The sequence below is a fragment of the Streptomyces caeni genome (assembly GCF_042678285.1).
GTDB classification, from domain to species: Bacteria; Actinomycetota; Actinomycetes; order Streptomycetales; family Streptomycetaceae; genus Streptomyces; species Streptomyces caeni.
On the sequence record NZ_JBHUDX010000040.1, the window covers coordinates 1 to 25,826 of the forward strand.

19 protein-coding genes and 1 pseudogene are annotated in these 25,826 nt (G+C 73.5%); 12 read left to right on the top strand and 8 right to left on the bottom strand.

The window, feature by feature from the left end; translation table 11 throughout:
• The coding region (locus tag ACFSL4_RS14930) for an ALF repeat-containing protein (protein ID WP_381082628.1) at positions 1-1,129 on the bottom strand (1,129 nt) is incomplete at its 3' end.
• Between the two features lie 377 nt (positions 1,130-1,506).
• Here ACFSL4_RS14930 and ACFSL4_RS14935 point away from each other — a divergent pair.
• The 8 genes from ACFSL4_RS14935 to ACFSL4_RS14970 all read left to right on the top strand — a co-directional run bounded on the left by ACFSL4_RS14935 (position 1,507) and on the right by ACFSL4_RS14970 (position 11,941).
• A complete protein-coding gene (locus tag ACFSL4_RS14935; protein ID WP_381082630.1) occupies positions 1,507-2,463 on the top strand; it encodes a TIGR03084 family metal-binding protein in 957 nt (318 codons plus the stop codon).
• The gene (locus tag ACFSL4_RS14940; RefSeq protein WP_381082632.1) at positions 2,460-4,250 is read left to right on the top strand and encodes an acyclic terpene utilization AtuA family protein; all 1,791 of its coding nucleotides are present in this window, start codon (positions 2,460-2,462) and stop codon (positions 4,248-4,250) included. Before ACFSL4_RS14935 ends, ACFSL4_RS14940 begins: the two co-directional genes overlap by 4 nt.
• A complete protein-coding gene (locus ACFSL4_RS14945) occupies positions 4,247-5,845 on the top strand; it encodes an acyl-CoA carboxylase subunit beta (RefSeq protein ID WP_381082634.1) in 1,599 nt (532 codons plus the stop codon). The genes ACFSL4_RS14940 and ACFSL4_RS14945 overlap by 4 nt, the downstream gene beginning before the upstream one ends.
• A gap of 5 nt (positions 5,846-5,850) precedes the next feature.
• Positions 5,851-7,713, top strand: a complete 1,863-nt coding sequence (locus tag ACFSL4_RS14950; protein WP_381082636.1) for an ATP-binding protein — start codon at positions 5,851-5,853, stop codon at positions 7,711-7,713.
• A gap of 88 nt (positions 7,714-7,801) precedes the next feature.
• Positions 7,802-8,962 carry an acyl-CoA dehydrogenase family protein gene (locus ACFSL4_RS14955; protein WP_381082638.1) on the top strand — a complete coding sequence of 387 codons (1,161 nt, stop codon included), beginning with the start codon at positions 7,802-7,804 and terminating at the stop codon, positions 8,960-8,962.
• Positions 8,963-9,021: 59 nt separating this feature from the next.
• The gene (locus tag ACFSL4_RS14960; protein WP_381082640.1) at positions 9,022-10,587 is read left to right on the top strand and encodes a 4-coumarate--CoA ligase family protein; all 1,566 of its coding nucleotides are present in this window, start codon (positions 9,022-9,024) and stop codon (positions 10,585-10,587) included.
• Positions 10,584-11,321, top strand: coding sequence for an enoyl-CoA hydratase family protein (locus tag ACFSL4_RS14965; RefSeq protein ID WP_381082642.1), 738 nt, complete (start codon positions 10,584-10,586; stop codon positions 11,319-11,321). The genes ACFSL4_RS14960 and ACFSL4_RS14965 overlap by 4 nt, the downstream gene beginning before the upstream one ends.
• On the top strand, positions 11,309-11,941 hold the full coding sequence (locus ACFSL4_RS14970) for a TetR/AcrR family transcriptional regulator (protein WP_381082644.1): 633 nt from the start codon (positions 11,309-11,311) through the stop codon (positions 11,939-11,941). Before ACFSL4_RS14965 ends, ACFSL4_RS14970 begins: the two co-directional genes overlap by 13 nt.
• Positions 11,942-12,178: 237 nt before the next feature.
• Here the strand turns inward: ACFSL4_RS14970 and ACFSL4_RS14975 are convergent, their stop codons facing one another.
• Positions 12,179-13,279 carry a citrate synthase 2 gene (locus tag ACFSL4_RS14975; RefSeq protein ID WP_381082646.1) on the bottom strand — a complete coding sequence of 367 codons (1,101 nt, stop codon included), beginning with the start codon at positions 13,277-13,279 and terminating at the stop codon, positions 12,179-12,181.
• A 431-nt stretch (positions 13,280-13,710) separates the two neighbouring features.
• Between ACFSL4_RS14975 and pdxH the strand changes: the two genes are divergently transcribed.
• Positions 13,711-14,349: a pyridoxamine 5'-phosphate oxidase gene (pdxH, locus tag ACFSL4_RS14980; RefSeq protein WP_381082664.1), complete on the top strand. Its 639-nt coding sequence runs from the start codon at positions 13,711-13,713 to the stop codon at positions 14,347-14,349.
• A 329-nt stretch (positions 14,350-14,678) separates the two neighbouring features.
• Here pdxH and ACFSL4_RS14985 read toward each other — a convergent pair whose 3' ends face one another.
• Together ACFSL4_RS14985 and ACFSL4_RS14990 are read right to left on the bottom strand one after the other, a co-directional pair.
• On the bottom strand, positions 14,679-15,539 hold the full coding sequence (locus ACFSL4_RS14985; protein ID WP_381082648.1) for an alpha/beta fold hydrolase: 861 nt from the start codon (positions 15,537-15,539) through the stop codon (positions 14,679-14,681).
• Between the two features lie 579 nt (positions 15,540-16,118).
• The gene (locus ACFSL4_RS14990; RefSeq protein WP_381082650.1) at positions 16,119-16,811 is read right to left on the bottom strand and encodes a metal-dependent transcriptional regulator; all 693 of its coding nucleotides are present in this window, start codon (positions 16,809-16,811) and stop codon (positions 16,119-16,121) included.
• Between the two features lie 255 nt (positions 16,812-17,066).
• Between ACFSL4_RS14990 and ACFSL4_RS14995 the strand changes: the two genes are divergently transcribed.
• Positions 17,067-17,855, top strand: a complete 789-nt coding sequence (locus ACFSL4_RS14995) for an SIS domain-containing protein (RefSeq protein WP_381082652.1) — start codon at positions 17,067-17,069, stop codon at positions 17,853-17,855.
• Positions 17,856-18,269: 414 nt separating this feature from the next.
• Here the strand turns inward: ACFSL4_RS14995 and ACFSL4_RS15000 are convergent, their stop codons facing one another.
• The 4 genes from ACFSL4_RS15000 to ACFSL4_RS15015 form a co-directional block, all read right to left on the bottom strand.
• Positions 18,270-19,661 carry a PAS domain-containing protein gene (locus ACFSL4_RS15000; protein ID WP_381082654.1) on the bottom strand — a complete coding sequence of 464 codons (1,392 nt, stop codon included), beginning with the start codon at positions 19,659-19,661 and terminating at the stop codon, positions 18,270-18,272.
• Positions 19,662-19,814: 153 nt separating this feature from the next.
• Positions 19,815-21,407, bottom strand: a complete 1,593-nt coding sequence (locus ACFSL4_RS15005; protein WP_381082656.1) for a transporter — start codon at positions 21,405-21,407, stop codon at positions 19,815-19,817.
• On the bottom strand, positions 21,404-22,195 hold the full coding sequence (locus ACFSL4_RS15010; protein WP_381082658.1) for an ABC transporter ATP-binding protein: 792 nt from the start codon (positions 22,193-22,195) through the stop codon (positions 21,404-21,406). Before ACFSL4_RS15010 ends, ACFSL4_RS15005 begins: the two co-directional genes overlap by 4 nt.
• Positions 22,196-22,279: 84 nt before the next feature.
• Positions 22,280-22,933 (bottom strand): bifunctional DNA primase/polymerase, encoded by a 654-nt coding sequence (locus ACFSL4_RS15015; RefSeq protein WP_381082660.1) that lies wholly within the window; start codon positions 22,931-22,933, stop codon positions 22,280-22,282.
• 429 nt (positions 22,934-23,362) lie between these two features.
• Here ACFSL4_RS15015 and ACFSL4_RS15020 point away from each other — a divergent pair, with 429 nt between their 5' ends.
• Both ACFSL4_RS15020 and ACFSL4_RS15025 read left to right on the top strand, forming a co-directional pair.
• A complete protein-coding gene (locus ACFSL4_RS15020) occupies positions 23,363-24,748 on the top strand; it encodes a transcriptional regulator (RefSeq protein ID WP_381082662.1) in 1,386 nt (461 codons plus the stop codon).
• A gap of 207 nt (positions 24,749-24,955) precedes the next feature.
• Positions 24,956-25,826 (top strand): annotated as a pseudogene (locus tag ACFSL4_RS15025) (hypothetical protein); the annotation flags it as partial.

Genomic DNA, 25,826 nt, shown 5'->3' on the forward strand with positions numbered 1-25,826 from the left:
CGGCGACGGCGGCGTTCTTCGCCGCGTTGGCCTTCGAGGCGTCCTTGGAGGCGGCGATCGCCGCGTTGTAGGCGCCGGCGGCGGCGTTTCCGGCGGTCGCGGCGGCGTGCGAGGCCGCGGTGGCGGCCCAGGAAGCACGCTGGGACGCGGCCACGGCGGCGTGGGAGGCGTTGATGGCGTTGCGGGCGGCGTCCGCGGCGCCCTTGGCGGCATTGGCCGCCTTGCGGGCGGCGGCTCCGGACTTCTGTACGTCGTCCTTGGCCGCGTCCGCCTCCGCAGCCGCCTTCTCGGCGGCCTCCTTCGCTTTCTCCGCGGCGGCCTTGGCCCGCTCGGAGGCCTCGACGGCCTCGTCGGTCTCGGCTTGCGCGCGCTTGCCCTCCCGCTCGACGACCGCGACGAGTTCTTCGATCGTCGCCGACTCCTGGTCCCGGGCGCGGGCGATGTGCTGGCCGGTGTCCAGGAACCACTGGACGTCGGCCGCCGTGCCGCTGAGGGCGCGGTCCGCGTACTTCTGCACCTCCGGACCGGCCGTGAACATCAGGGTACTGATCTCCACCCGCATGTCCTCTTCGCGGGCGGTGTACTGGCCCTGGAGCAGGAAGTCCTCCACAGCCGCCTGCGTGCCGGCACTCAGGGCGTCGGAGGCCTCCCGTTTGACCCCCTTGCCGCCGGTGCTGGAGATGGTGGCCGTCACCACCTCCAGGTCCTCGAGGATGGCGGGCTTGAAGCCGTCCTTGAGGAAGGCGGCGATCGCGCTGTCACCGTTGTTGAGGGCGTCCACGGCCTCGCGGCGCAGCCCCTTGCCGGAATGGGCGAGGTAGGTGAAGAGGGCGACGCGGTTGTCCTCCATCGTCGCCTTCGGAAGTGTCTCGGCGAGGAAGGTCTGGATGTCCGCCTCGGTACCGTGCAGCGCCTCGGCCGCGGCCGATCTGACGGCTCTGCCGCCCGTCATCCATGCCTTGACGGCTCTTCCGCGGTCGGTGTCCGGCAGGGCCAGCGGATCGACCGTCCCGCCGTCGGCTGCGGCGGCGCGGGTCACGGGTGTCAACGCGATGGGAGACGCGGCGGCGGCCGTGACGGCGCTCAGTAAGCCGACGAAGCGGCGGCGACTCCAAAACGTCGTCTGCATGAGTGTGTTGTCCTCCCCGTGTGTACCGGTGCGCCGGTCCGGCGAGCGCCGGTCCGGCGGGCTCCCCCACATGCCTGGACCGCTCACCTGTGACACGAGTGAGGCCCATGGGGTGCCTGTGTAAGGAGCCGACGATACCCAACAGGCGTTCGAAAAACCTGAGTTCGACGCGATAGCGGGCAACAGGGGCCTGTGGCTGCTGTGTTGGGGAGCACCCCGAACCGCGACCGGCCGTCACCGCCGAGCCGTCGTTTCGGCGGCGGTGTGCCACAGGGGAAGAGGGCGTGCGGGCGGTGACCGCCGGACCGCGGGCGCGCCGCCCGGCCGCGACGGAGAAATCCATGCAAGCACGCTTGCTTGTTTTCATCCCCGCTGCCATGCTCCCCACACACACCGTCGTGCCCGGAGGGGAGCGCATCGTGTCCGACGCGTCGTCCGTCATCGACGATCTGGGCCGGGAGAGCGAGGAACTCGACCGGCTGGTGGCCGGCTTGGGGGAGACCCGATGGGCGCTCGCCACGCCCGCCCCCGGCTGGACCGTCGCCCACCAGATCGCCCATCTCGCCTGGACGGACCGGGCCGCGCTGCTGGCCGTCACCGACACGGAGGCGTTCGCGGCGGAGGTGCAGAAGGCGCTCGGATCGCCCGGGACATGGGTCGACGAGGCCGCCGCAGAGGGCGCCGCGCTGCCGCCCGCCCGGCTGCTCGCCGAGTGGCGCGAGGGGCGTGCCGCCCTGGACCGCGCCCTGCGCGCCGCGCCGTCCGGCACCCGTTTCCCCTGGTACGGGCCGCCCATGTCGGCCGCGTCCATGGCCACCGGCCGGCTGATGGAGACCTGGGCGCACGGACAGGACGTCGCGGACACGCTCGGTGTGGTGCGCACCCCCACCGACCGGCTGCGGCATGTGGCCCGCATCGGCGTGCGGGCACGTGACTTCGCCTTCGCGGTACGGGGGCAGAACGCGCCGGACGGGGAGTTCCGGGTGGAGCTCCTCGCGCCGTCCGGAAACGACGTCTGGACCTACGGGCCCGAGGACGCCGCGCAGCGGGTGACCGGACCCGCGCTGGACTTCTGTCTGCTGGTCACCCAGCGCGCCCACCGGGCCGACCTCGCGCTGCGGGCCGAGGGGCCGGACGCGGACCGCTGGCTGGACATCGCCCAGGCGTTCGCGGGGCCGCCGGGGACGGGCCGGCCGCCCAAGGGAGAACCGGGCCGAAACCGGCCGCCCGGCGCAGAACCGGGCGCGCACCGGCCGTTCGAGGGCGGCCCCGCCAAGCCGGCCGCGCCCGGCGGCGTCCCCGAGAGCGGCACGGCGACGGGAGCCGCGACGTGACCCCCGCCCCGGCGGCCCCCCGGCCCCTGCGCATAGGCAACGCGTCCGGGTTCTACGGCGACCGCTTCGACGCCCTGCGCGAGATGCTCACCGGAGGCCCCCTCGACGTCGTCACCGGTGACTACCTCGCCGAACTGACGATGCTCATCCTCGGCCGCGACCGCCTCAAGAACCCGGCCGGAGGCTATGCGCGCACCTTCCTGCGCCAGTTGGAGGAGTGCCTGGGCCTCGCCCACGAGCGGGGGGTGCGGATCGTGACGAACGCCGGCGGCCTCAACCCCGCCGGACTCGCCGACGCGATACGGGAGCTGGCCGACCGCCTCGGCATCCCGGCGCGCGTGGCCCACGTCGAGGGCGACGACCTCACCGCCTCCCACCCCGGCACCCTCGCCGCCCACGCCTACCTCGGCGGCCACGGCATCGCCGCGTGCCTGCGCGAGGGCGCCGACATCGTGGTCACCGGGCGGGTGACGGACGCCGCGCTCGTCACCGGGCCCGCCGCCGCCCACTTCGGCTGGTCACCCGGCGCGTACGACCGGCTGGCCGGCGCGGTGGTCGCCGGGCACGTCCTGGAGTGCGGGGCGCAGGCCACCGGCGGCAACTACGCCTTCTTCACCGACCATCCGCCCGCCCTGCTGCGCCACCCGGGCTTCCCGCTCGCCGAGATCCACGAGGACGGCAGCAGCGTCATCACCAAGCACGACGGCACCGGCGGCGTCGTGGACGTCGGCACGGTCACCGCGCAGCTCCTGTACGAGACGGCCGGCGCCCGGTACGCCGGGCCTGACGTCACCGCCCGCCTCGACACCGTCCGGCTCACCCAGGAGGGGCCCGACCGGGTGCGTGTCGAGGGCGTGCGCGGGGAGGCGCCACCCCCGGCCCTGAAGGCCGGCCGCAGCCGCCTCGGCGGCTTCCGCAACGAGGTCGTCTTCGTGCTGACCGGCCTCGACATCGAGGCCAAGGCCGCGCTCGTCCGGGACCAGATGGAGGCGGCCCTGAACGCGGCCAAGTCCCCTCCGTCCGAGGTGCGCTGGGACCTGGCCCGCACCGACCACCCCGACGCCCCGACCGAGGAGACCGCGAGCGCCCTGCTCCGGCTCGTCGTGCGCGACCCCGCCCCGGAGCCGGTGGGCCGCGCGCTCAGCGGCGCCGCGATCGAACTCGCGCTCGCCAGCTACCCCGGCTTCCATGTGGTCGCCCCGCCGGGCAAGGGCGCGCCGTACGGGGTCTTCGAGGCCGCCTACGTCGACCGCGCGTCCGTGCAGCACACGGCGGTCCTCCCCGGCGGACGGCGCGTCGCCGTGCCGCCGGCCCCCGCCACGCTGGACCCGGCCGACGTGCCGGAGCCGCCCCTGCCCGCACCGCCGCCCGCGGGGCCCACGCGGCGCGCCCCACTCGGGCTGGTCGCCGGCGCCCGCAGCGGGGACAAGGGCGGCAGCGCCAACGTCGGGGTGTGGGTGCGCACGGACGAGGCGTGGCGGTGGCTCGCCCACACCCTCACCGTCGACCGCTTCCGCGAACTCCTCCCGGAGACGGCCCACCTGGCCGTCGTACGCCATGTCCTGCCGAACCTGCGCGCCCTGAACTTCCTCGTCGAGGGGCTCCTCGGTGAGGGCGTCGCCGCGCAGCACCGCTTCGACCCGCAGGCCAAGGGCCTGGGCGAATGGCTGCGCGCCCGCCGTCTCGACATACCGGAGGCCCTGCTGGCGACCGCCGACCGCGCACCGGGCCCTCCGCCCGGCCGCGCATCCGACCACCCGTCCGACCCCTCGGAGGTCCTCCCGTGACGGTCCTGTCCACGGCCGTGGACGTCAACGACCCCGACCACCGGGCCAACCGTGACGCCATGCTCGCCAGACTCGCCGAACTGGACGCCGAGCACGCCAAGGCCCTCGCGGGCGGCGGCGAGAAGTACGTCGAACGGCACCGCGGGCGCGGCAAGCTGCTCGCCCGTGAGCGCATCGAACTGCTCCTCGACCCGGACACCCCCTTCCTGGAGCTGTCCCCGCTCGCGGCGTGGGGCAGCGACTACACCGTCGGCGCCTCCCTGGTCACCGGCATCGGCGTCGTCGAGGGCGTCGAGTGCCTGATCACCGCGAACGACCCGACCGTGCGGGGCGGCGCCAGCAACCCGTGGAGCCTGAAGAAGGCGCTGCGCGCCAACGACATCGCGCTCGCCAACCGGCTGCCGTGCATCAGCCTCGTCGAGTCGGGCGGCGCCGACCTGCCGTCCCAGAAGGAGATCTTCATCCCCGGCGGAGCGATCTTCCGCGACCTCACCCGGCTGTCCGCGGCCGGGATCCCCACCGTCGCGGTCGTCTTCGGGAACTCGACGGCCGGCGGCGCCTACGTGCCGGGCATGTCCGACCACGTGATCATGGTGAAGGAGCGGGCCAAGGTCTTCCTCGGCGGGCCGCCCCTGGTGAAGATGGCCACCGGCGAGGAGAGCGACGACGAGTCCCTGGGCGGTGCCGAGATGCACGCGCGCGTGTCGGGCCTCGCGGACTACTACGCCGTCGACGAGCAGGACGCCCTGCGGCAGGCGCGGCGCGTCGTCGCCCGCCTCAACCACCGCAAGGCGTACCCGGATCCGGGCCCGGCGAGTCCGCCCGAGTACGACGCGGAGGAACTCCTCGGGATCGTGCCCGGCGACCTGAAGGTGCCCTTCGATCCGCGCGAGGTCATCGCCCGTGTCGTCGACGGTTCGGACTTCGACGAGTTCAAGCCGCTGTACGGGACGAGCCTGTGCACCGGGTGGGCCGCCGTGCACGGCTATCCCGTCGGGGTGCTGGCGAACGCGCAAGGGGTGCTGTTCAGCGAGGAGTCCCAGAAGGCGGCCCAGTTCATCCAGCTCGCCAACCAGCGGGACATCCCGCTGCTGTTCCTGCACAACACCACCGGCTACATGGTGGGCAAGGAGTACGAGCAGGGCGGCATCATCAAGCACGGCGCCATGATGATCAACGCGGTGTCCAACAGCCGGGTCCCGCACCTGTCCGTGCTCGTGGGGGCCTCCTACGGGGCCGGCCACTACGGCATGTGCGGGCGGGCGTACGACCCGCGCTTCCTGTTCGCCTGGCCCAGCGCCAAGTCGGCCGTCATGGGCCCGCAGCAGCTCGCCGGCGTTCTGTCGATCGTCGCCCGGCAGTCGGCGGCCGCGAAGGGGCGGCCGTACGACGAGGACGCCGACGCCGCCCTGCGGGCCATGGTGGAGCAGCAGATCGAGTCCGAGTCCCTGCCGATGTTCCTGTCCGGGCGGCTGTACGACGACGGGGTCATCGACCCGCGCGACACCCGCACCGTTCTCGGCCTGTGCCTGTCCGCGATCCACACCGCGCCCTACGAGGGCGCGCGTGGCGGATTCGGCGTCTTCCGGATGTGAGGCCCGTGATTACTTCCGTACTGGTGGCGAACCGCGGCGAGATCGCCTGCCGTATCGCCCGAACCTGCCGCGAGCTGGGCATCCGGACCGTGGCCGTGCACTCGGACGCCGATGCCGGCGCGCTGCACACACGCGTGGCGGACGCGGCCGTACGGCTGCCGGGCGCGGCTCCAGCGGACACCTATCTGCGCGGCGACCTGATCGTGAAGGCGGCCCTCGCGGCCGGTGCCGACGCCGTGCACCCCGGCTACGGCTTCCTGTCCGAGAACGCCGGCTTCGCGCGCGCGGTGCGCGAGGCGGGCCTCGCCTGGATCGGGCCGCCGCCTGAGGCGATCGAGGCGATGGCCTCCAAGACCCGCGCGAAGAAGCTGATGGGCCTTCAGCCGCTGGCCACCGTCACCGCCGACGACCTGCCCGTCCTGGTCAAGGCCGCTGCCGGCGGCGGCGGACGCGGGATGCGCGTCGTACGGGACCTGGACACCCTGGACGCCGAACTGACCGCCGCGCGCGCCGAGGCGCTCGCCGCCTTCGGCGACGACGAGGTCTTCGTCGAGCCCTACGTGGAGGGCGGACGCCACGTCGAGGTGCAGATCCTCGCCGACACGCACGGCACGGTGTGGACGCTGGGCACCCGGGACTGCTCCCTGCAGCGCCGCCACCAGAAGGTGATCGAGGAGGCCCCCGCGCCGGGTCTGACGCCCGAACTGACCGGCTCCCTGTGTGAGATGGCCGAGCGGGCCGCCCGTGCCGTCGACTACGTGGGCGCGGGCACCGTGGAGTTCCTCGTCGCCCACGGGCGGGCGCACTTCCTGGAGATGAACACCCGCCTGCAGGTGGAACACCCGGTCACCGAGGCGGTGTTCGGGATCGACCTGGTGGCACTGCAGATCCGGGTGGCGGAGGGCGCCGTTCTCGACGAGGAGCCTCCCTCCGCGCGCGGCCACGCCGTGGAGGCCCGCCTGTACGCCGAGGACCCGGCCCGCGACTGGGCGCCGCAGACCGGCACCCTGCACCGCCTCGCCGTGCCGGGTGTGCGCCTGGACACCGGGTACGCGGACGGCGACACGATCGGCGTCCACTACGACCCCATGCTCGCCAAGGCCGTCGCCCACGCCCCGACCCGCTCGGAGGCCGTCCGCAAGCTGGCCGGCGCCCTGGAGCGGGCCGAGATCCACGGCCCGGTGACGAACAGGGACCTGCTCGTACGGTCCCTGCGTCACGAGGAGTTCACGGCGGTCCGGGCGGACACCGGTTTCTACGAGCGCCGTCTGCCGCAGCTCACCGAGCCCGCCCCCGACCCGTACGCCCCCCTGGCCGCCGCGCTCGCGGACGCGCACGGCCGCTCGCGGTTCGGCGGCTGGCGCAACCTGCCGTCGCAGCCGCAGGTCAAGCGCTACCTCATGGCGGGCGAGGAGCACGAGGTCCGCTACCGGCACACCCGCGAGGGCCTGGCGGCGGACGGGGTGCGCGTGGTGCACGCCGACGCCCGCCTCGTCGTCCTCGACATCGACGGCGTCCAGCGGAAGTTCGAGGTGGCCCGCTACGGTGACCAGGTGTACGTCGGGCCGACCGCCCTGACGGCCCTGCCCCGCTTCCCGGAACCGGCGGCCGGCCACGCCCCCGGCTCCCTGCTCGCGCCCATGCCCGGCACGGTGGTCCGCGTCGCCGACGGTCTCGCCGTCGGAGCCCGCGTACAAGCCGGCCGGCCCCTGCTGTGGCTTGAGGCGATGAAGATGGAACACAAGATCACGGCGCCGGTCTCCGGCACCGTCACCGCCCTCCACGCGCACCCCGGCCGGCAGGTGGAGCCGGGCACGCTGCTGGCCGTCGTGGACGACGACACGCCCCGAGACGACACGCCCCGATAGGGGCGCGGGACAGCACCACCGTGCGGCCGCGGCCGCGAGCGGCCGCGAGCGCGAGCACACACAACGAACCCGTATCCGGGAGGCCGACATGAGCCCCGTCATCGAATCCGACGAACACAAGGACCTGCGCGCGGCCGTCGCCGCCCTCGGCAAGCGCTACGGCCGCGAGTACGTCACCACTCTCCTCAAGGAGGGCCGCCACCCCACCGAACTGTGGGCGGAGGCCGCCAAACTCGGCTACCTCGGTGTGAACCTCCCCGAGGAGTACGGCGGCGGAGGCGGCGGGATCGCCGAACTCTCCATCGTGCTGGAGGAGCTGGGCGCGGCCGGCTGCCCCCTCCTCATGCTCGTCGTCTCGCCCGCCATCTGCGGCACGGTCATCGCCCGCTTCGGCACCACCGCGCAGAAGGAGCGGTGGCTGCCCGGCCTGGCGGACGGCACCCGCACCATGGCCTTCGGCATCACCGAACCCGACGCCGGCTCCAACTCCCACCGCATCACCACCACCGCCCGCCGCGAGGGTGACGAATGGGTGCTGACCGGGCGCAAGGTGTTCATCTCCGGCGTGGACATCGCCGACGCGACCCTGATCGTCGGCCGCACCGAGGACGCCCGCACCGGCAGCCTCAAGCCGTGCCTGTTCATCGTCCCGCGCGACACTTCGGGCTTCGGGCGGCGGCAGCTCGACATGGAGCTGTCCAGCGCGGAGAAGCAGTTCGAACTGACCCTGGACGACGTACGGCTGCCCGCCGACGCGCTCGTCGGCGACGAGGACGCCGGACTGCTCCAGCTGTTCGCCGGCCTCAACCCCGAGCGCGTGATGACCGCCGCCTTCGCGGTCGGCATGGGGCGGTACGCGCTCTCCCGTGCCGTCGAGTACGCGCGCGAGCGCACCGTCTGGAAGCAGCCCATCGGCGCCCACCAGGCGATCGCCCACCCCCTCGCCCAGGTGCACATCGAGCTCGAACTGGCCCGCCTGATGATGCAGAAGGCCGCCCACCTGTATGACGCGGGGGACGACATCGGCGCCGGAGAGGCCGCCAACATGGCCAAGTACGCGGCCGGGGAGGCGTGCGTGAAGGCCGTCGACCAGGCCGTGCACACCCTCGGCGGCAACGGCCTCACCCGGGAGTTCGGGCTCGCCTCGCTGATTACGGCCGCGCGCGTGTCTCGTATAGCGCCGGTGAGCCGGGAGATGATTCTCAACTACGTCTCCCACCAGACCCTGGGCCTGCCGAAGTCGTACTAGGCGCCGGCGGCCCCACCGCAGCCGTACCGCAGTCGTACAGAGCCGTACGAGGAGGAACCGTGTTCCGAAGCCAGTACGCAGACGTCCAGGCCGTCGAACTGCCCATCCACGAGGCGGTCCTGGGCCGGGCCGCCGAGTTCGCGCAGCGGCCCGCCCTGATCGACGGCGTGGACGGCACCACGCTCACGTACGAGCAGCTCGACCGGTTCCACCGGCGGCTGGCCGCCGCCTTCGCCGAGGCGGGCGTGCGCAAGGGCGACGTCCTCGCCCTGCACAGCCCCAACACCATCGCCTTCCCCACGGCGTTCTACGCCGCCACGCGCGCGGGAGCATCGGTGACGACCGTGCACCCGCTCGCCACGGCGGAGGAGTTCGCCAAGCAGCTGCGCGACTCGGCCGCCCGCTGGATCGTCACCGTGTCACCCTTCCTGGAGACGGCCCGCTCGGCCGCGGAAAAGGCGGGCGGCATACAGGAGATCTTCGTCTGCGACAGCGCGCCCGGCCATCGCTCGCTGATCGACATGCTGGCCACCACCGCGCCCGAACCCCACGTCGACATCGATCCCGTGAGGGACATCGCGGCCCTCCCGTACTCGTCGGGCACCACGGGCATCCCCAAGGGCGTGATGCTCACCCACCGGTCGATCGCCACGAACCTGGCGCAGCTCGAACCGCTGGCGACGACCGGCCCCGACGAGCGGATCCTCGCCGTCCTGCCGTTCTTCCACATCTACGGGCTGACCGCCCTCATGAACGCGCCCCTGAGACTGGGCGCCGCGGTCGTCGTGCTGCCGCGCTTCGACCTGGAGACGTTCCTCGCGGCCATCGAGAAGCACCGCATCACGCACCTGTACGTCGCCCCGCCGATCGTCCTCGCGCTGGCCAAGCACCCTGCCGTCGAGGGCTACGACCTGTCGTCCCTGAAGTACGTCATCTCCGCCGCCGCCCCCCTGGACGCCGACCTCGCCGCGGCCTGCTCGCGCCGGCTCGGACTGCCGCCGGTCGGCCAGGCGTACGGCATGACGGAACTGTCCCCGGGCACGCACGTCGTCCCGCTCGGCGCCGAGAACACGCCCCCGGGCACCGTCGGCAAGCTCATACCGGGCACTGAGATGCGCATCCTCTCCCTCGACGACCCCGACCGCGACCTCGGTGTGGGCGAGCCCGGCGAGATCGCCATCCGCGGCCCCCAGGTCATGAAGGGCTACCTGGGCCGGCCGGAGGCGACCGACGCGATGATCGACCAGGACGGCTGGCTGCACACCGGGGACGTCGGGTACGTCGACGCCGACGGCTGGCTGTTCGTCGTCGACCGTGTCAAGGAACTCATCAAGTACAAGGGCTTCCAGGTGGCTCCCGCCGAACTGGAGGCCCTGCTGCTGACCCACCCCGAGATCGCGGACGCCGCCGTCATAGGCGTCTACAACGACGACAACAACGAGGTCCCGCACGCCTTCGTGGTGCGCCAGCCGGACGCGGTCGACCTCTTCGAAGGAGACGTGATGATGTACGTCGCCGAACGTGTCGCCCCCTACAAACGCGTCCGGAAGGTCACCTTCGTCGACGCGGTGCCGAGGGCCGCCTCCGGAAAGATCCTGCGCCGACAGCTGAGGGAGCGCTCGTGACCGAACTCGTCCACACCACGCACGACCGGGGCATCACCACCCTCACCCTCGACTCGCCCGGCAACCGCAACGCCCTGTCGGCCGCGCTCGTCGGCGGCCTGGCGGACGCCCTGACCCGCTGCGCCGCGGACGGCGACGTCCGCGCCGTCGTCCTCACCCACACCGGCAACACCTTCTGCGCGGGCGCCGACCTGCGCGACCCGCCGCACCCCGAGGGCCTGGTCGATCTGCTGCGCCAGATCATCGGCCTGAGCAAACCCGTCGTCGCCCGGGTGACGGGGCATGTACGGGCCGGGGGCCTGGGCCTGCTGGGCGCCTGCGACATCGCCGCCGCCTCCACCGCGGCCACCTTCGCCTTCACGGAGGTGCGCATCGGCGTCGCCCCCGCCGTCATCTCCCTGCCGCTGCTGCCGCGCAGCGACCCCCGTGCCCTCGCCCGCTACTACCTCACCGGCGAGCGCTTCGACTCCGCCGAGGCCGTCCGCGCGGGACTGCTCACGGCGGCGGGCGACGACGTCGACGAGGTCCTCGCGCCCGTGCTCGACGGGCTGCGCAGGGCCTCGCCCCAGGGGCTGGCCGAGACCAAAGGGCTGCTCACGGCTACTGTGCTGGAGACCTTCGACCGGGACGCGGCCGGCCTCACCGCGCTCTCGGCCCGGCTGTTCTCCTCCCCGCAGGCCCGCGAGGGGATGACGGCCTTCCTCGAACGACGGGACCCCGCATGGGTGATGTGAGCACGGCCGAACGCCTCCCCAAGCAGGACCGCAGCCGGGCCACCCGGCAGCGGCTCCTGGAGGCCGCCGTGGCCTGTCTCGCGGAACACGGCTGGGCGGGCTCCACCGTCTCCGTTGTCGCCGAGCGCGCCGGGGTCTCCCGGGGCGCCGCCCAGCACCACTTCCCGACCCGCGAGGACCTGTTCACCGCGGCCGTCGAGTACGTGGCGGAGGAACGCTCCACGGCGATACGGGCCCTGTTCCCGCAGGGCGCCGCCGACCGCCGAGCCGTGGTCGCGGCCCTGGTCGACCTGTACACCGGGCCGCTGTTCCGCGCGGCCCTGCATCTGTGGGTCGCCGCCTCGAACGAGGACCAGCTGCGGCCGCGCGTGACGGAGCTGGAGGCCCGCGTCGGCCGCGAGACCCACCGCATCGCCGTCGACCTGCTCGCCGCCGACGAGTCCCGGCCGGGCACCCGCGAAACGGTCCAGGGCCTGCTGGACATGGCCCGCGGCCTGGGCCTGGCAAACCTGCTCACCGATGACGCGGGCCGCCGGGAGCGGGTGGTGACCCAGTGGGCGGCACTGCTGGAGCAGGCGCTGGGCTCGCCTCGGTCTGGAGCGGGGAACCGCCCGTCCTAGGCGTCCGCGGCGGGCTCGCCCAGCATGACCGGCGGCCATGACTGGCGCAGGCACGTCACGCTCTCGCTCGATCGAGTCGAGGGCATCCGCGGCCCCGAACGCTGCCCCCTGGTCAGACGCGGTTCCCGGCGCGGCGGCCGGACCGGCATCGAGCCGCACGCGCCACAGGGGGCGCACCCGCACGCGCGGCACCCCGCGAGGACACGGCGCCCCGTGCCCACGCGGCAGTGTGACCGCTCAGCGGGCGATGTCCGCGTACCCCTCGACCTCCTGCGGGCCGCGGGCGCCGGGGCCCACATAGCGGGCGGAGGGGCGCACCAGCCGGCCCGTGCGCTTCTGCTCCAGGATGTGCGCGGACCAGCCGGCCGTACGGGCGCAGGTGAACATCGATGTGAACATGTGCGCCGGTACCTGGGCGAAGTCGAGCACGATCGCCGCCCAGAACTCCACGTTGGTGGCGAGGACCCGGTCCGGGCGGCGGTTGTGCAGCTCCTCCAGGGCCGCCTGCTCCAGCGCCTCCGCGATCTCGAAGCGCGGCGCGCCCAGCTCGCGGGCCGTGCGGCGCAGCACGCGCGCCCGCGGGTCCTCGGCGCGGTACACCCGGTGGCCGAAGCCCATCAGCCGCTCGCCCTTGTCGAGGGCCCCCTTGACGTACGCCCGGGCGTCGCCGGTGCGCTCGATCTCCTCGATCATGCCGAGGACACGGGAGGGGGCACCGCCGTGCAGGGGGCCGGACATGGCGCCCACCGCGCCCGACAGCGCGGCGGCCACGTCGGCGCCGGTGGAAGCGATGACCCGGGCGGTGAACGTGGACGCGTTCATGCCGTGCTCGGCGGCCGACGTCCAGTAGGCGTCGACGGCGGCGACGTGCTTCGGGTCCGGCTCGCCCCGCCAGCGGATCATGAACCGCTCCACGACGGAGTGTGCCTTGTCGATCTCGCGCTGCGGCACCATCGGCAGGCCCTGGCCGCGGGCCGACTGGGCGACGTACGACAGCGCCATGACGGCGGCGCGGGCCAGGTCGTCGCGGGCCTGCTCCACGTCGATGTCGAGCAGCGGTTTCAGGCCCCACACCGGGGCGAGCATGGCCAGCGCCGACTGCACGTCGACACGGATGTCACCGGAGTGCACCGGGATGGGGAACGGCTCGGCGGGCGGCAGTCCGGGGTTGAAGGCGCCGTCGACGAGCAGCCCCCAGACGTTGCCGAACGACACATGGCCGACCAGATCCTCGATGTCGACGCCCCGGTACCTCAGGGCCCCGCCCTCCTTGTCCGGTTCGGCGATCTCCGTCTCGAACGCGATGACTCCTTCGAGCCCGGGTACGAAGTCGGACATCAGGCGGCTCCTCGTGATGTGTGCGGCGGATGTGGTCGATGGGTCTCCCGCCCGCCCCCCGGGCCCGGTGGGACGGCGGGCGTCGGACGTCAGCTGCCGGGAGCGGTTCGCCGTCCCGGTTCCACGGTCGTTCTCGAAAACTCGCGGTCCGAAACGGTCACCCCGGTGATGCCCCGATCGGTCGGCGGTCATCCAACCCGAGCGGCATCAGCACGATATCCCCGAGTGCCACCTTTGGGGAGAGGAGGCGGCACTCAGTGCCATTCCCGTGATGAACCACACCCTCACCGGAGGCCCGGGGCGCATACGGCAAGATGATCGGCGTGACCGACCTCTTCCCGGACGAACCCGCAGAAGAACCCGCCATCGAGCCCATCGTCGAACGCGCGGCCGAGGGCCCCGCCGAGGACCTGGGCCCCGACCCCGCCGCGATGCGGGCCCACTACCGCGCCGAGGGCCTGGACGAGTCGTCGCTCGCCCCCCACCCCATGGACCAGTTCGCCCGCTGGTTCAGGCAGGCCGCGCAGGCCGCCGTGCAGGGCATGGTCTACGAACCGAACGCGATGATCGTCTCCACGGCGGACGCCGACGGGCGCCCCAGCTCCCGCACGGTCCTGATGAAGGGGTACGACGAACAGGGCTTCGTCTTCTACACCAACTACGACTCCCGCAAGGGGCTGGACCTGGCGGTCAATCCGCATGTCGGGCTGCTCTTCCCCTGGCACCCGATGGCGCGCCAGGTGGTCGTCACGGGTACCGCGAGCCGCACCGGCCGCGACGAGACGGCCGCCTACTTCCGCACCCGGCCGCACGGCTCCCAGCTCGGCGCCTGGGCCAGCACCCAGTCCTCGGTCATCGGCTCCCGTGCCGAGCTGGACACCGCCTACCGGGAACTGAGCGCCCGCTATCCCGAGGGCACCCAGGTCCCGGTGCCGCCGAACTGGGGCGGCTACCGCATCGCGCCGCGGACGGTGGAGTTCTGGCAGGGCCGCAGCAACCGCCTCCACGACCGCCTCCGCTACGCCGCCGAGCCGGACGGGACATGGCGGGTGGAGCGGCTCAGCCCCTGAGACGCGCGGCGGGAGGGCCCGGGAACGCAGACGACCCGCGAGCTCGGGTCCTCCGCCTGGCGGCGGGGAGCCGGCCGGACACACCGGCGAGCTCGCGGGTCGGGTGACTGCGTTGGATTAGGCCGGCTGCGCATGGTGCACATGCGCTGGTCCGGCACCGCACTGGATGTGGTGGCGGGCCGCTAGCCCGCAGCCACCTCACACGTCCGGTTCTCATACATCTGCCGAACCACCTCCTTTCCGTGTGCTCCACACCCTAGGAACCGATCGGCCACCGATCAACCACTTTTCCGAGGGGACGACCGCGATGGCTCCGGGTGCCCGGGCGGTCACGGTGTGAGCACCTCGTCCAGGAACGGCTCGATCGCCGCGCGCCACGCCTCCGGCTGGTCGTAGTGGACGAGGTGGCCGGCGTCGGCCACCTCCGCGTACCGGCCGCGCGGCAGGACACGCACCATCTCCTGGGCCTCCGCGCGGCCCAGCTCGCCGTCCAGCCCGCGGACGACCAGGGCCGGGCACCGCACCTGGGTCAGTTCCTCCCAGTGCGCGTCGTACACCCAGGTCTGGCGGGACCTCAGCATCTGCTCCGGCTCGAAGACGGGCCGCCAGCCGTCCGCGGACTCGGCCATCACCTCGGCGTAGAACTCGCCGCGGGCCGGGTTCGGGCGTTCCACCCAGGGGTCGTCCTCGCCGAACCACTTGCGCACGTCGGCGAGGGTGGCGAAGGGCAGGGGCCAGGACTTGAACCAGTTCTCCCATTCGCGCTGGGTGGCGGCGCCCAGCGCGGAGGCCCGCATGTCGCAGATGATCAGCGCGCGCACGAGGTCGGGGCGCCTGGCGGCGAGCTGCCAGGCGGTCAGGGCGCCCATGGCGTGGCCGACGAGGACGGCCGGGGCGAGGCCGATCTGTTCGAGGGCGGCCTCCGCGTCGTCGACGTACGCCTCACGGGTGTACTCGCCGTCCGGCGGTTTGCCGCTCTGGCCGTGGCCGCGCTGGTCGAGTGCGACGGCGCGGTACCGCTCGGAGAGCCAGCGGGCGGTGGCCGCCCAGTGCGAGGCGCGGCCCATGAGGCCGTGCAGTAAGAGCACGCCCGGTGCCCGCTCGTTCTCCCTGGCCTTGGGAGGATCGGCGAACTCCCATGCGGCCAGGCGTAGGCCGTCCGCTCCGGTCACATCGGTGCGCCGCACCATGGTCTGGAACCCCCCTGCTCCGCCCGGACCGCTCACTCCCCTTCGAGCGGCGGGTCCACGCGCTCGTCGTACTGCCGCTGTCGTGCTGCTGCTCCTGCGGGTGTTGCTGATCACCGCTGTCGCGGAGTGTTGCCGTCCTGCGGTGGTGCCACATTATCGAATGGCTATTCGAAAATGCCTTTTCCGGAGACAACACCCCACCTTCGGGTGACACCTCTCGATGATTGGCCGCCGCCTCCGCGGGGAGATCTTCAGCGGAGGCGGACCGCTCGGGGAAAAACGGTCCGAGGGGGATGACCCTGAGAGCTCGGGGCTCCGGGTCACAACAGGGGAGGACAAGCCCCGGCGCTCTCGGGTGCCGGGGCTTTCCCTGTATGTGCGGCACATCCTCCCGCCCCCTTCCCGGCCGTGTGACATCGCTGTCGGCGTCGGCCAAGAGCCCCTCCGGTCATATGCCTCATGCGACAGCCTCGCATGCGAACCGCCCGCGCGCTGCGGTTCCGTGCACTGAATCTTGGTTTCAGTACGATCGCGGGATTATCACAACTTCCCCTGGAGTCACAGGGGTTGAGCGTGCGGTCAGCGCTTGGCCACGAAGACGTGGGACGCGATGTCGGACTCCAGCTCGGCCGCCTCGCCGCCGCTGCCGACCAGGACGCCGCCCGCGGACTCCGTCACGCTGACCACGGAACCGGGCTGCACGCCCGCCCGCCGCAGCGTGTACATCAGCTGCGCGTCCGTCTGGATGGGCTCACCGATGCGGCGCACCACGACCGTCTTGCCGTCCGTGCCGGGGGCCAGCTCGGCCAGCGAGACCATGCCCTCGTCCAGGAACGGGTCCGCGCCGTCCCGCTCGCCCAGCTCCTCAAGGCCCGGGATCGGGTTTCCGTAGGGCGACTCGGTGGGGTGGCGCAGCAACTCCAGGACGCGGCGCTCGACCGCCTCGCTCATCACATGCTCCCAGCGGCATGCCTCGGCGTGCACCTGCTCCCACTCCAGCCCGATCACGTCGACGAGCAGGCACTCGGCGAGCCGGTGCTTGCGCATCACGCGGGTGGCGAGGCGGCGGCCCTCGCCCGTGAGTTCCAGATGGCGGTCGGCGGCGACCGACACCAGGCCGTCCCGCTCCATCCGCGCCACCGTCTGGCTGACCGTCGGGCCGCTCTGGTCGAGCCGCTCGGCGATACGGGCGCGCATCGGGACCACGCCTTCCTCCTCCAGTTCGAGGATGGTGCGGAGATACATCTCCGTGGTGTCGATCAGTCCGGACATACGTGCCCCTCGATGAGATTGCCGGAGGCTCGACGGCACACCGGCATGCGCTGGCCCTGACCTCAATTCTGACGCATCCCACTGACAACCGGGGCGCACCGGTGAAACCGGGGGAGCGCGGACGGCGCCGGTCCGGCCCTCGTCCAGGCCGTATTGACAGCGCACTGGTCCAGACCGCAACGTGATCCGCGACACGGGCCGTCCGGCGGGAACGGCCACCGGGAACCGGCACCGGACTTCGAAGGGGAGCCGCCGATGAGCGAGCAGCCGAGGGACGGGGAGCAGCGGGGCGGGAGCGATCCGGCCGGGCGGTTCTTCGACGCGGCGATCGGTCTGCTGCAGCGGGTGCGGGACGAGGAGGCCGAGCCGATCGCGGCGGCCGGCACGCTGATCGCGGACACCGTCGCCGCCGGCGGCCGGCTGTTCGCCTTCGGCGCCGGGCACTCCTCGCTGGCCGCGCAGGACATCGTCTACCGGGCGGGCGGACTCGCCCTGATGAACCTGCTCGCGGTCCCGGGCGTGGTCGGCGTCGACGTCATGCCGGCGACGCTGGGGTCCGCGCTGGAGCGGGTCGACGGCCTGGCGAGCGCGGTCCTCGGCACCAGCCCCCTGCGGGTCGGCGACCTCCTGGTGATCATCTCGCTGTCCGGGCGCAACGCGCTGCCCGTGGAGATGGCGACGAGCGCCCGCGCGCTGGGCGTCAGGGTCATCGGGGTGACCTCGGTGGCGTACGCCACCGAGACCACGTCCCGGCACGCCTCGGGCACGTACCTCAAGGACCACTGCGACGTCGTCCTCGACTCGAAGATCGCGGTGGGCGACGCGGAACTCGTCCTCGACACGATCGAGGCCCCCTTCGCGCCCGCCTCCACGGTCGTCACCGCGGCCCTGCTCCAGGCGGTCATGGCCACGGCCGCGGCCACCCTCGCGGACCGCGGCATCGAACCGCCACTGCTGCGATCGGGCAACGTGGACGGCGGCCACGAGTGGAACGCCCGGGTGATGCGCGAGTACGGCGACCGGATCTTCTACCGACAGACGTAGCCAGAACCGCCACCGGACCAGCGACCGCGCGCCACGGGCCACCCGGCGGGGGCCGCGTGCAGCGGGGCGGGCGGCGCGCGGGCCGCTTGCGGGGCGCTTGCTGCGGGGGCGGGCGTGTGCGGGTCGGCCAGGAGTGGGGCGGGGGGCACGTTCTGCGCAGGGTGCCGGTGCGGTGCGGTGCGGTGCGGTGCGGGGTGGGCGTGGGCGGTGCGCGGGCGGGTGGGGGTGCGGGCCGTTGCCGGGAGGGGTGCGGGTGGCGCGCGGGGCGCTTGCGGGGTCGTTCGCTGCGGGCGTGGGGCGGCGGGTGGTTCGGGTCGGTGAGGCGTGGCGTCGGCGCGGACGGGCCGCCGGAGCGCAGGGTGCCGAGGCGCGGCGGGGTACCGTCGGCTCTTGTCGCTTCGGGTGACCGGCGGGCTACGTCTCCCGTGGCCCCTCCTGTGCGTCGGCCAGGTCCAGGGCCGCGGCGATGCGGACCGCCACGTCCTCCCCGTAGACCGCGTCGCCCCGTTCGAACCGGCTGCGGCCGGCTCCCCGCAGGAACGTCACCACGCCCAGTGTCCGCCCGCGGCTGCGCAGCACCGTGCACAGGGCGTGCACCGTGTCCGCGGGCCACTGCCGGGCGAGCGCCCAGGCGCGGGCCGCTTCCGGGCCGATGTCGCCCGCGCCCGCCCGCACCGAGCCGGCGCGCGCCACGCACTGCAGGGCGGGATGCCCCTCACCGTAGGGCACGGGCAGTCCCGCCTTGTCGGCGTGCACGCTCGGCCCCGGCGCGCCGGACGGCGTCGCGGCCGCCCGTACCAGCCGTACCGGCCCGTCCCCGTCCGCCACCCAGCCGCCCGCCACCCGGTCGATCAGGGCGTGATCGGCGAACCCGGCGAGCGCGAAGTCCAGATGGACGGTGGCCGCCTCCCTCGGGTCCTCGCACTCGGCCGCCGCCCGCGCCGCGCGGTGCAACTGGTTGGAGCGGAACCGCAGCAGCGCCGCCTCCTGTTCGTTCTGCTTGGCCTCGGTGATGTCCAGGAACAGCCATCCGACACCGAGCGGAACCGGTTCCTCGGCGAGCGGCGAGGCGAGCCGCAGGAAACCGCTGCGCCAGCAGCGCGGCTGCCCGCCCTCGGCGGTGCGCACGCTCACCCACATCTCGGCGGGAGCCGGCGGGGCGCCCTCGGCCAGCACATGGGTCAGCGCGCTCTCCAACTCCTCGACGCCCTGGGCGAGCAGGTCTCCCAGCGGCCGTCCGAGCACGGCGGTGCGTCCGGTGCCGAGCGCCCGGGCCGCGTACGCGTTGACGACGGCGGGCCGCAGATCCGCGTCGACGAGGACGACACCCCAGCTCGCGTCCTCGAACAGCGCCTCGCTCAGGGCGATGGACCGCTCCAGGTCGATCTGCGCGTGGACCTCGCTGAAGGCGCAGTACACCCCGGCCGGCTTTCCATCGGGCCCCCGCACCGCCGCGGACTGGGTCCGTACGAGCACCCGCCCGCCGTCCTTCGTGAGCAGCGCGAACTCGTGCACCTGGCGACCGGGGGCCGTCATCGCGGACATCAGCCGCGCCTCGACCTCGGCGGCGTCGGCGGTGCGCACGGCCCACCCCGCGAACCCGCGCCGTCCCACGGCCTCGGCGGCGGTCCATCCCAGGATCCGTTCGGCCTCCCGGTTCCAGTGGGTGACGATCCCGCCGGCGTCGAAGGCGCACAGGGCCGCGTCCATCCCGTCGAGGAGCGCGGCGAGGAGATCGGCACCATCCCGCTCGGGCTCGTCCGGCCCGAGCTCGTCCGTTGTCCCACTACGCCGGGAAGCACTCACCCGAACCCCCTGCAGGCTGCTGCGTCCGCACGTACGGAGCGTTCGTCCGCTCGCTCGCCCTTATTCAACTCGAACGTGACGCAGCCCACAGCTGCTTCCTCGAAGATTGCGGCGAAATCGTTGCGTCTTGCGATGTCCGCCCCGCCGGTTTGCTCATCCCTTGCTGACCGCCGCGAGGATCTCCGGCAGGCGCCGCGCGGTCTGCGGGGCCGCGAGGCGCAGACCGAGCAGGGTGAGCAGCGTCCCGTACCCGGCGCCCGCGGGCAGCAGCAGCCAGGCCCAGTCGCGGCCCCCCGGGGCGACGTTGAGCCAGATCGTCCCCGCGATCACGGGCGAGGACAGCAGGGCCGCCGCGACCATGCCGCCGACGATGGAGATCCAGGCGAGCCCGGCCTGGCCGGGGACCACGTTCTTGTAGCCCTCCTGCGGGATGGAGTACGGGAAGCGGGCCGAGGACCAGGCGCCGGTGGCGAGCATCGCGCCGAGCAGGGCGAAGGAGAGCCCGAGTGCCTCGGGCAGCCTGGGCCAGGCGCCGAGCAGCGCGGTCGTCACCACGGTGACGAGCGTGGCGTACGGCAGCGTGATCAGCAGCAGGGCCAGTGCGCGGCCGCGCAGTTCGGCGTAGGCGTCCCGGGGGGAGGCGATCGTCGTCGCGATCATCCAGAACGCGGAGGTGTCCTGCCCGAACTGGTTGTACATCTGGATCCCGAGCATGCCCGCCGCGAAGCAGGCGAAGTAGACCGAGCCGGTGCCCTGCAGCGCGTTGAAGACCGGCACGATCAGCCCGATCGCGAGCGAGGTCACCCACGCCGCCTTGGTCTTGGGGTCGCGCCACACGTAGCGCAGGCTGCGTTCCGCCGCGGTGCCGGTGCGGCCCGGGGGCAGCAGCCGGGACAGGCCCGTCGAGGTGCGCTCCCTCGGGCCCGGCTCGGCGGCCTGGAGGGTGGACTCGTCCGGTGAGGTCATCAGCCGCGTCAGGCTGCGCGACCACAGGGTCAGCAGACCGGTCGCCGCCGCGGCGCTCAGCGCGAGTTGGGCGGCCGCGGTGCCGTAGGAGCCCCTGCTCACGGAGTCGACCGCGCCGATCGCGGAGGCGGGCGGCAGCCAGCGCAGCACGTCCGCCGCCGGGTCCAGCCGCGACAGCCCGGCCGCACCCAGCTGCTGCGCGCCGAAGTTGACGAGCTGCGCGCCGACCGCGATGACGAGTCCGCTCAGGACGGCCAGGTCGCGGCCCTTGCGGCTGGTCAGCAGCCGGCTGTTGGCGGCGGCGACGGCCCGCGCGAGCGCCACGCAGACCAGCAGCCCGAGGACGACGGCGACGGCGGCGGTGGCGTACGCGGCCGCCCCGTGCGCCACGGAGATCGCCGATCCGGTGAACAGGCAGAGCGTGAACAGGGGCCCGATGCCGATCAGGGACGCCACCAGCAGGGCCCGTACCAGGGGCCGGGGGCGCAGCGGCAGCATCACCAGACGGCTCGGGTCGAGCGTTTCGTCGCCGCTGGGGAAGAACAGCGGCATCACCGCCCAGCCGAGCGCGAGGACCGCGGTCAGCAGCACCGCGATCGTGGCGGCGTGCGCGGTGCCGCGCAGGGCGATCAGGCCGATCAGCTGGAGAGCCGCGATCAGGAGCACGACGACGGCGGACGTGAGGTACGCGGCCCGCCGCCCCGCGGACCGCCGCAGCCCGCCCAGCAGCAGGGACAGCTTGAGCCGTACGACGGTGGGGGTGATCCCCGGTGTGCTCATCGGGTGCCGCCGCCGAGCCAGTCGAGGTCGGCGCCCGCGATGCGGCCGTGCGCGCCGACCAGTTCCAGGAACGCCTCCTGCAGGGTGGGCGCGCTGCCGCGCACGTCGGCGAGCGGGCCGTGGGCGCGGATGCGGCCCGCCGCCATGACGGCCACCCAGTCGCACAGCGACTCGACGAGTTCCATGACGTGGGAGGAGAAGACGACGGTGGCGCCGGAGGAGGTGTAGCGCTCCAGGACGCCGCGGATGGTCTGCGCGGAGACCGGGTCGACGCCCTCGAACGGCTCGTCGAGGAAGAGGACGTCGGGGTTGTGGAGGAGGGCGGCGGCCAGCCCGATCTTCTTGCGCATGCCGGTCGAGTAGTCGACGACGAGCTTGTGCCGGGCCCCGGCCAGGTCGAGGACGTCGAGGAGCTGGGCGGCCCGCTTGTCGACCTCGGCGCCGGGCAGTCCCCGCAGTCGGCCGGTGTATCCGAGGAGTTCGCGTCCGGACAGGCGCTCGAAGAGCCGGAGCCCCTCGGGCAGGACGCCGATGCGGGCCTTCACCGCGACGGGGTCCCGCCACACGTCGTTGCCGACGACCTCGACGGTGCCCGCGTCGGGCCTGAGCAGCCCGGTGACCATCGACAGGGTGGTGGTCTTCCCGGCCCCGTTCGGCCCGACGAGCCCGATGAACCGGCCCGCGGGCAGCTCCAGGTCGATCCCGGCGACCGCGACCTGCTCCCCGAACCGCTTCCAGAGCCCCTGCACCCGTACGGCGGCCACGCTCGCCCCAGCTCCCTCGGTCATACGAGCACCCTACGGGCAGGAGCACCCCGCACGGAGTCCCACCCCCCACCAGCGCACCCCGGCGCACGGAGGGACTGAGGGGAGCTACCGGTCCCGCCCGCAGGCGTACGCCAGGGGGGAGATCAGCTCCTCCGCGTCCGGCAGCCACCGGTTCGCGGCCGTCGGCCGGCAGACCCACTGCACCGCGCCCCGGGAGCCGTACCGCGTGGGCGGCGCGGCGATGTACGCACCCTCGCCGAAGGCGGCCAGGTCGAGGGTGGAGAGGGACCAGCCCAGCTTGCGCACCAGGTCGGGGACCTTCGCGGAGGCGCCGGGGAGCACGAAGAACTGCATGCGCCGGTCCGGCGTCAGCGTCACGGGACCGGGCGTCAGCTCCATGCGCTCCATGCGGGCGAGGGCGAGGAAGCCGGCGGTCTCCCTCACCTCGATCGCGTCGAAGGTGCGCCCGGTGGGCAGCAGGATCGACGCGGTCGGCTGCTTCGACCACAGGCCGCGCGCGACGGTCGCGCTGCCCGTCGCCTGTGTCACCCAGTCGTCGGCCACCGGGTGCGCGCCGGGTACGGGGCACTCGGACCGGCCGCAGGAGCAGTGGTGCTCCCCTCCGGCGGCCTCCAGCCAGGTCCCGGGGAACACGTCCCAGTGACGTTCCTCGATGTACCGTACGGCGGCTTCCAGCAGCGAATCGCCGCGCTGCTTCGGGATGTGGGCAGCTTCAGGGCCCGCGATGGTCTCTTCCACGATGAACTCAACTCTAGCCGTCACCGCGGGTTACGGCCGCCCGACGGGGTGCCATCTCCGGGGCCGGGAATGCTTTTTGGGCATGTCCCTTTTATCCCACATGCGCGGGGAGGGGCACCGTTCTGGCGGGCGGGGCGCATGGATGCACGGGCGGGGGCGCGCACGAGGATCGGCGGCGGGGGGTGGGTAACCACGTGTGGGGTACGGGATCGGCCTTTACCCCGGCAATCCTCGCATGTCCCGCATCAGAGGCATGTCCGCTGGGCATTGATCTTCAAGGCCGGATCTTTTCGGTGCACGGGACGGTGCTCCGGTGGGCCGGCCGCTTGAGGACACGTCAACTCGGTGCGTGGGCAGGCACCGCAGCCACAGGCGAGTGAGCCGAAGGGGCGCCCCGGAGGCGAGCCGTGAGACAGCAGGGGGTACGCCATGGCCGCAAGGCCACTCATCGCGCGGCAGCCGAACGAGAGGCTGCAGGCACTCATCCAGGAAGCGGGCTGTTCCAACGCGGGACTCGCCCGCCGCGTCAACATGTGCGGCGCGGAACACGGTCTCGATCTCCGCTACGACAAGACGTCGGTGGCCCGGTGGCTGCGCGGGCAGCAGCCCCGGGGCCGGGCTCCGGCGGTCATCGCCGAGGCACTCGGCCGCAAGCTGGGGCGCGCCGTCACGATCGACGAGATCGGCATGGCCAACGGCAAGAACCTCGCGTCGGGCGTGGGCCTGCAGTTCTCGCCGACGGTGCTCGGCGCCATCGAGCAGGTCTGCGAGCTGTGGCGCAGCGACGTCGGCCGCCGCGACTTCCTGTCCGGCTCCTCGGCCGCCGCGTCGGCCCTCGTCGAACCGAGCCGTGACTGGCTGATCTCCGCTCCCGACGCGCAGGTCGCGCGTTCGGCCGGGCCGCGGGTGGGAACGTCGGACGTGGCGGCGGTGCGCGCGATGACCCAGGCGCTGGTCGACCTCGACCACCAGTACGGCAGCGGGCATGTGCGCCCGGTCGTCGTGCACTACCTCAACAGCGTCGTCTCGGGACTGCTCGCGGGCTCGTACCGGGACGCCGTGGGGCGCGAACTCTTCGCCGCCGTCGCCCGGTTGACGGAACTCGCCGGGTACATGGCCATCGACACCGGGCAGCCGGGACTCGCCCAGCGGTACTACATCCAGGCGCTGCGGCTCGCACAGGCGGCCGGTGACCGCGGGTACGGCGGCTATGTGCTCGCCGCCTCCATGAGCCATCTCGCGGCGCAGCTCGGAAGCCCGCGTGAGATCGCGCAGTTGGCGCGCGCGGCGCAGGAGGGCGCGCGGGGGCGGGTGACGCCCCGGGCGGAGGCCATGTTCCATGCCGCCGAGGCGCGGGGGCACGCGCTGATGGGCGACGCGCGCGCCGCGCAGATCGCGTCGGGCCGCGCGGTCACGGCCCTTGAGGCGGCCGATGCGGCGTCCGGGGACGACCCGGCGTGGATCGCCCACTTCGACGAGGCGTATCTGGCGGACGAACTGGCGCACTGCCACCGGGACCTGGGGCAGGCCGAGGCGGCGGCGCGGTGCGCGGAGGAGTCCCTGGCGGGGCATCCCGAGTCCCGGGCCCGGCGCCGGGCGATCGGCCTGGTGCTGCTCGCCACCGCGCAGGTGCAGCAGCGCGAGGTGGAGCAGGCCTGCCACACGGGCCTGAAGGCGGTGGACCTGCTCGGCACGCTGAGGTCGGGCCGCGGTGCCGAGTACCTGGAGGACTTCCAGCAGCGACTGGAGCCGTACCGGGACGAGGCGGTGGTACGGGAGTTCGGGGCGCGGCTGGAGTTGCAGGCGGCGGCGTGAGCGGGTGAAGCGGGGCCCTCGCAGCCCCTCTCCTCCGCCTCTTCTCCGTCTCTCCTCCGAGTGGTTCGTGTCCGCGCGGCCGCTCCCATCCCTGTAATCCGCGTCACGGGGACGGGAGGCCGGGCCCGGTGCTGCGTGGCACACGGCTCGGGAGACCCGGTAGCGTGAGCCGACGATTCCGAAGGTCCCCCATACGTAGGAGTCCCGGTGACGCAGAGCGGACAGGGCGAGGAGCCCTCGGCGCGGCCCGCGCGCGAAGGCATCGTGCTGCCCTCCGACGGCGGAGAGCCCCTGCTGCCGGGGGTGACGGCCCCGGCGGGCGGCCGCGGTGCGGCCCCGGCGGGCGCTCCCGGCGGCCAGGCCGCCCCGGCGGGCGGCCAGGCATGGGGCCAGCCGTGGGGCCCCGGGCAGAACGAGGCGCCGCCCGCCCAGCAGTGGGGGGCCGACCCCGCACAGCCCTGGGGCGCGCCAGAGCAGCCCGGCCAGGCGCCCGTGCCGGACTGGGGCGCGCAGGGCGCCCAGCCGTCCTGGAGTGCCGGGCCGCTGCCGGCCGAGGGCGCGCAGCCGTCGGCGTACGGTGCGGCCGGACCGTCCGCGCCCCAGGGCGCACCGGACCCGCGGCAGGGCGCACACCCCCTGCCGCACGCCGCGCCCCTGCCGCCCGCCGTCGACGAGGGCGCCACGCAGTACATCCCCCCGGTGGCCACCGCGCCCGACGAAGGGGCGACGCAGTACATTCCGCCGGTCCCCGCCGCGGCCGACGAGGGCGCGACCCAGTACATACCCCCGGTGGGACCGGGGGCGCTGCCGCCGGAGACGCCCGCGGACGATGCGACGCGGTTCCTCGGGCGGCCCGGGGCCGGGGGCCCGCCGGCCGCGGCGGACCCGGACGCGCAGGCCACCCAGTACCTGCCGCCCGTGCCGGGCCCGGCGCCCTACGGGGCGGGGCCGGGCGCGCCCGGCGGTGACCGGCAGACACCGGCCGAGTTCGACAACCTCTTCCGCAGCGACGCGGGCGACGCCGGGGCCACCCAGCACCTGCCGCGCTTCGATGCCGAGGGCGCGCCGGGCGGCGGCG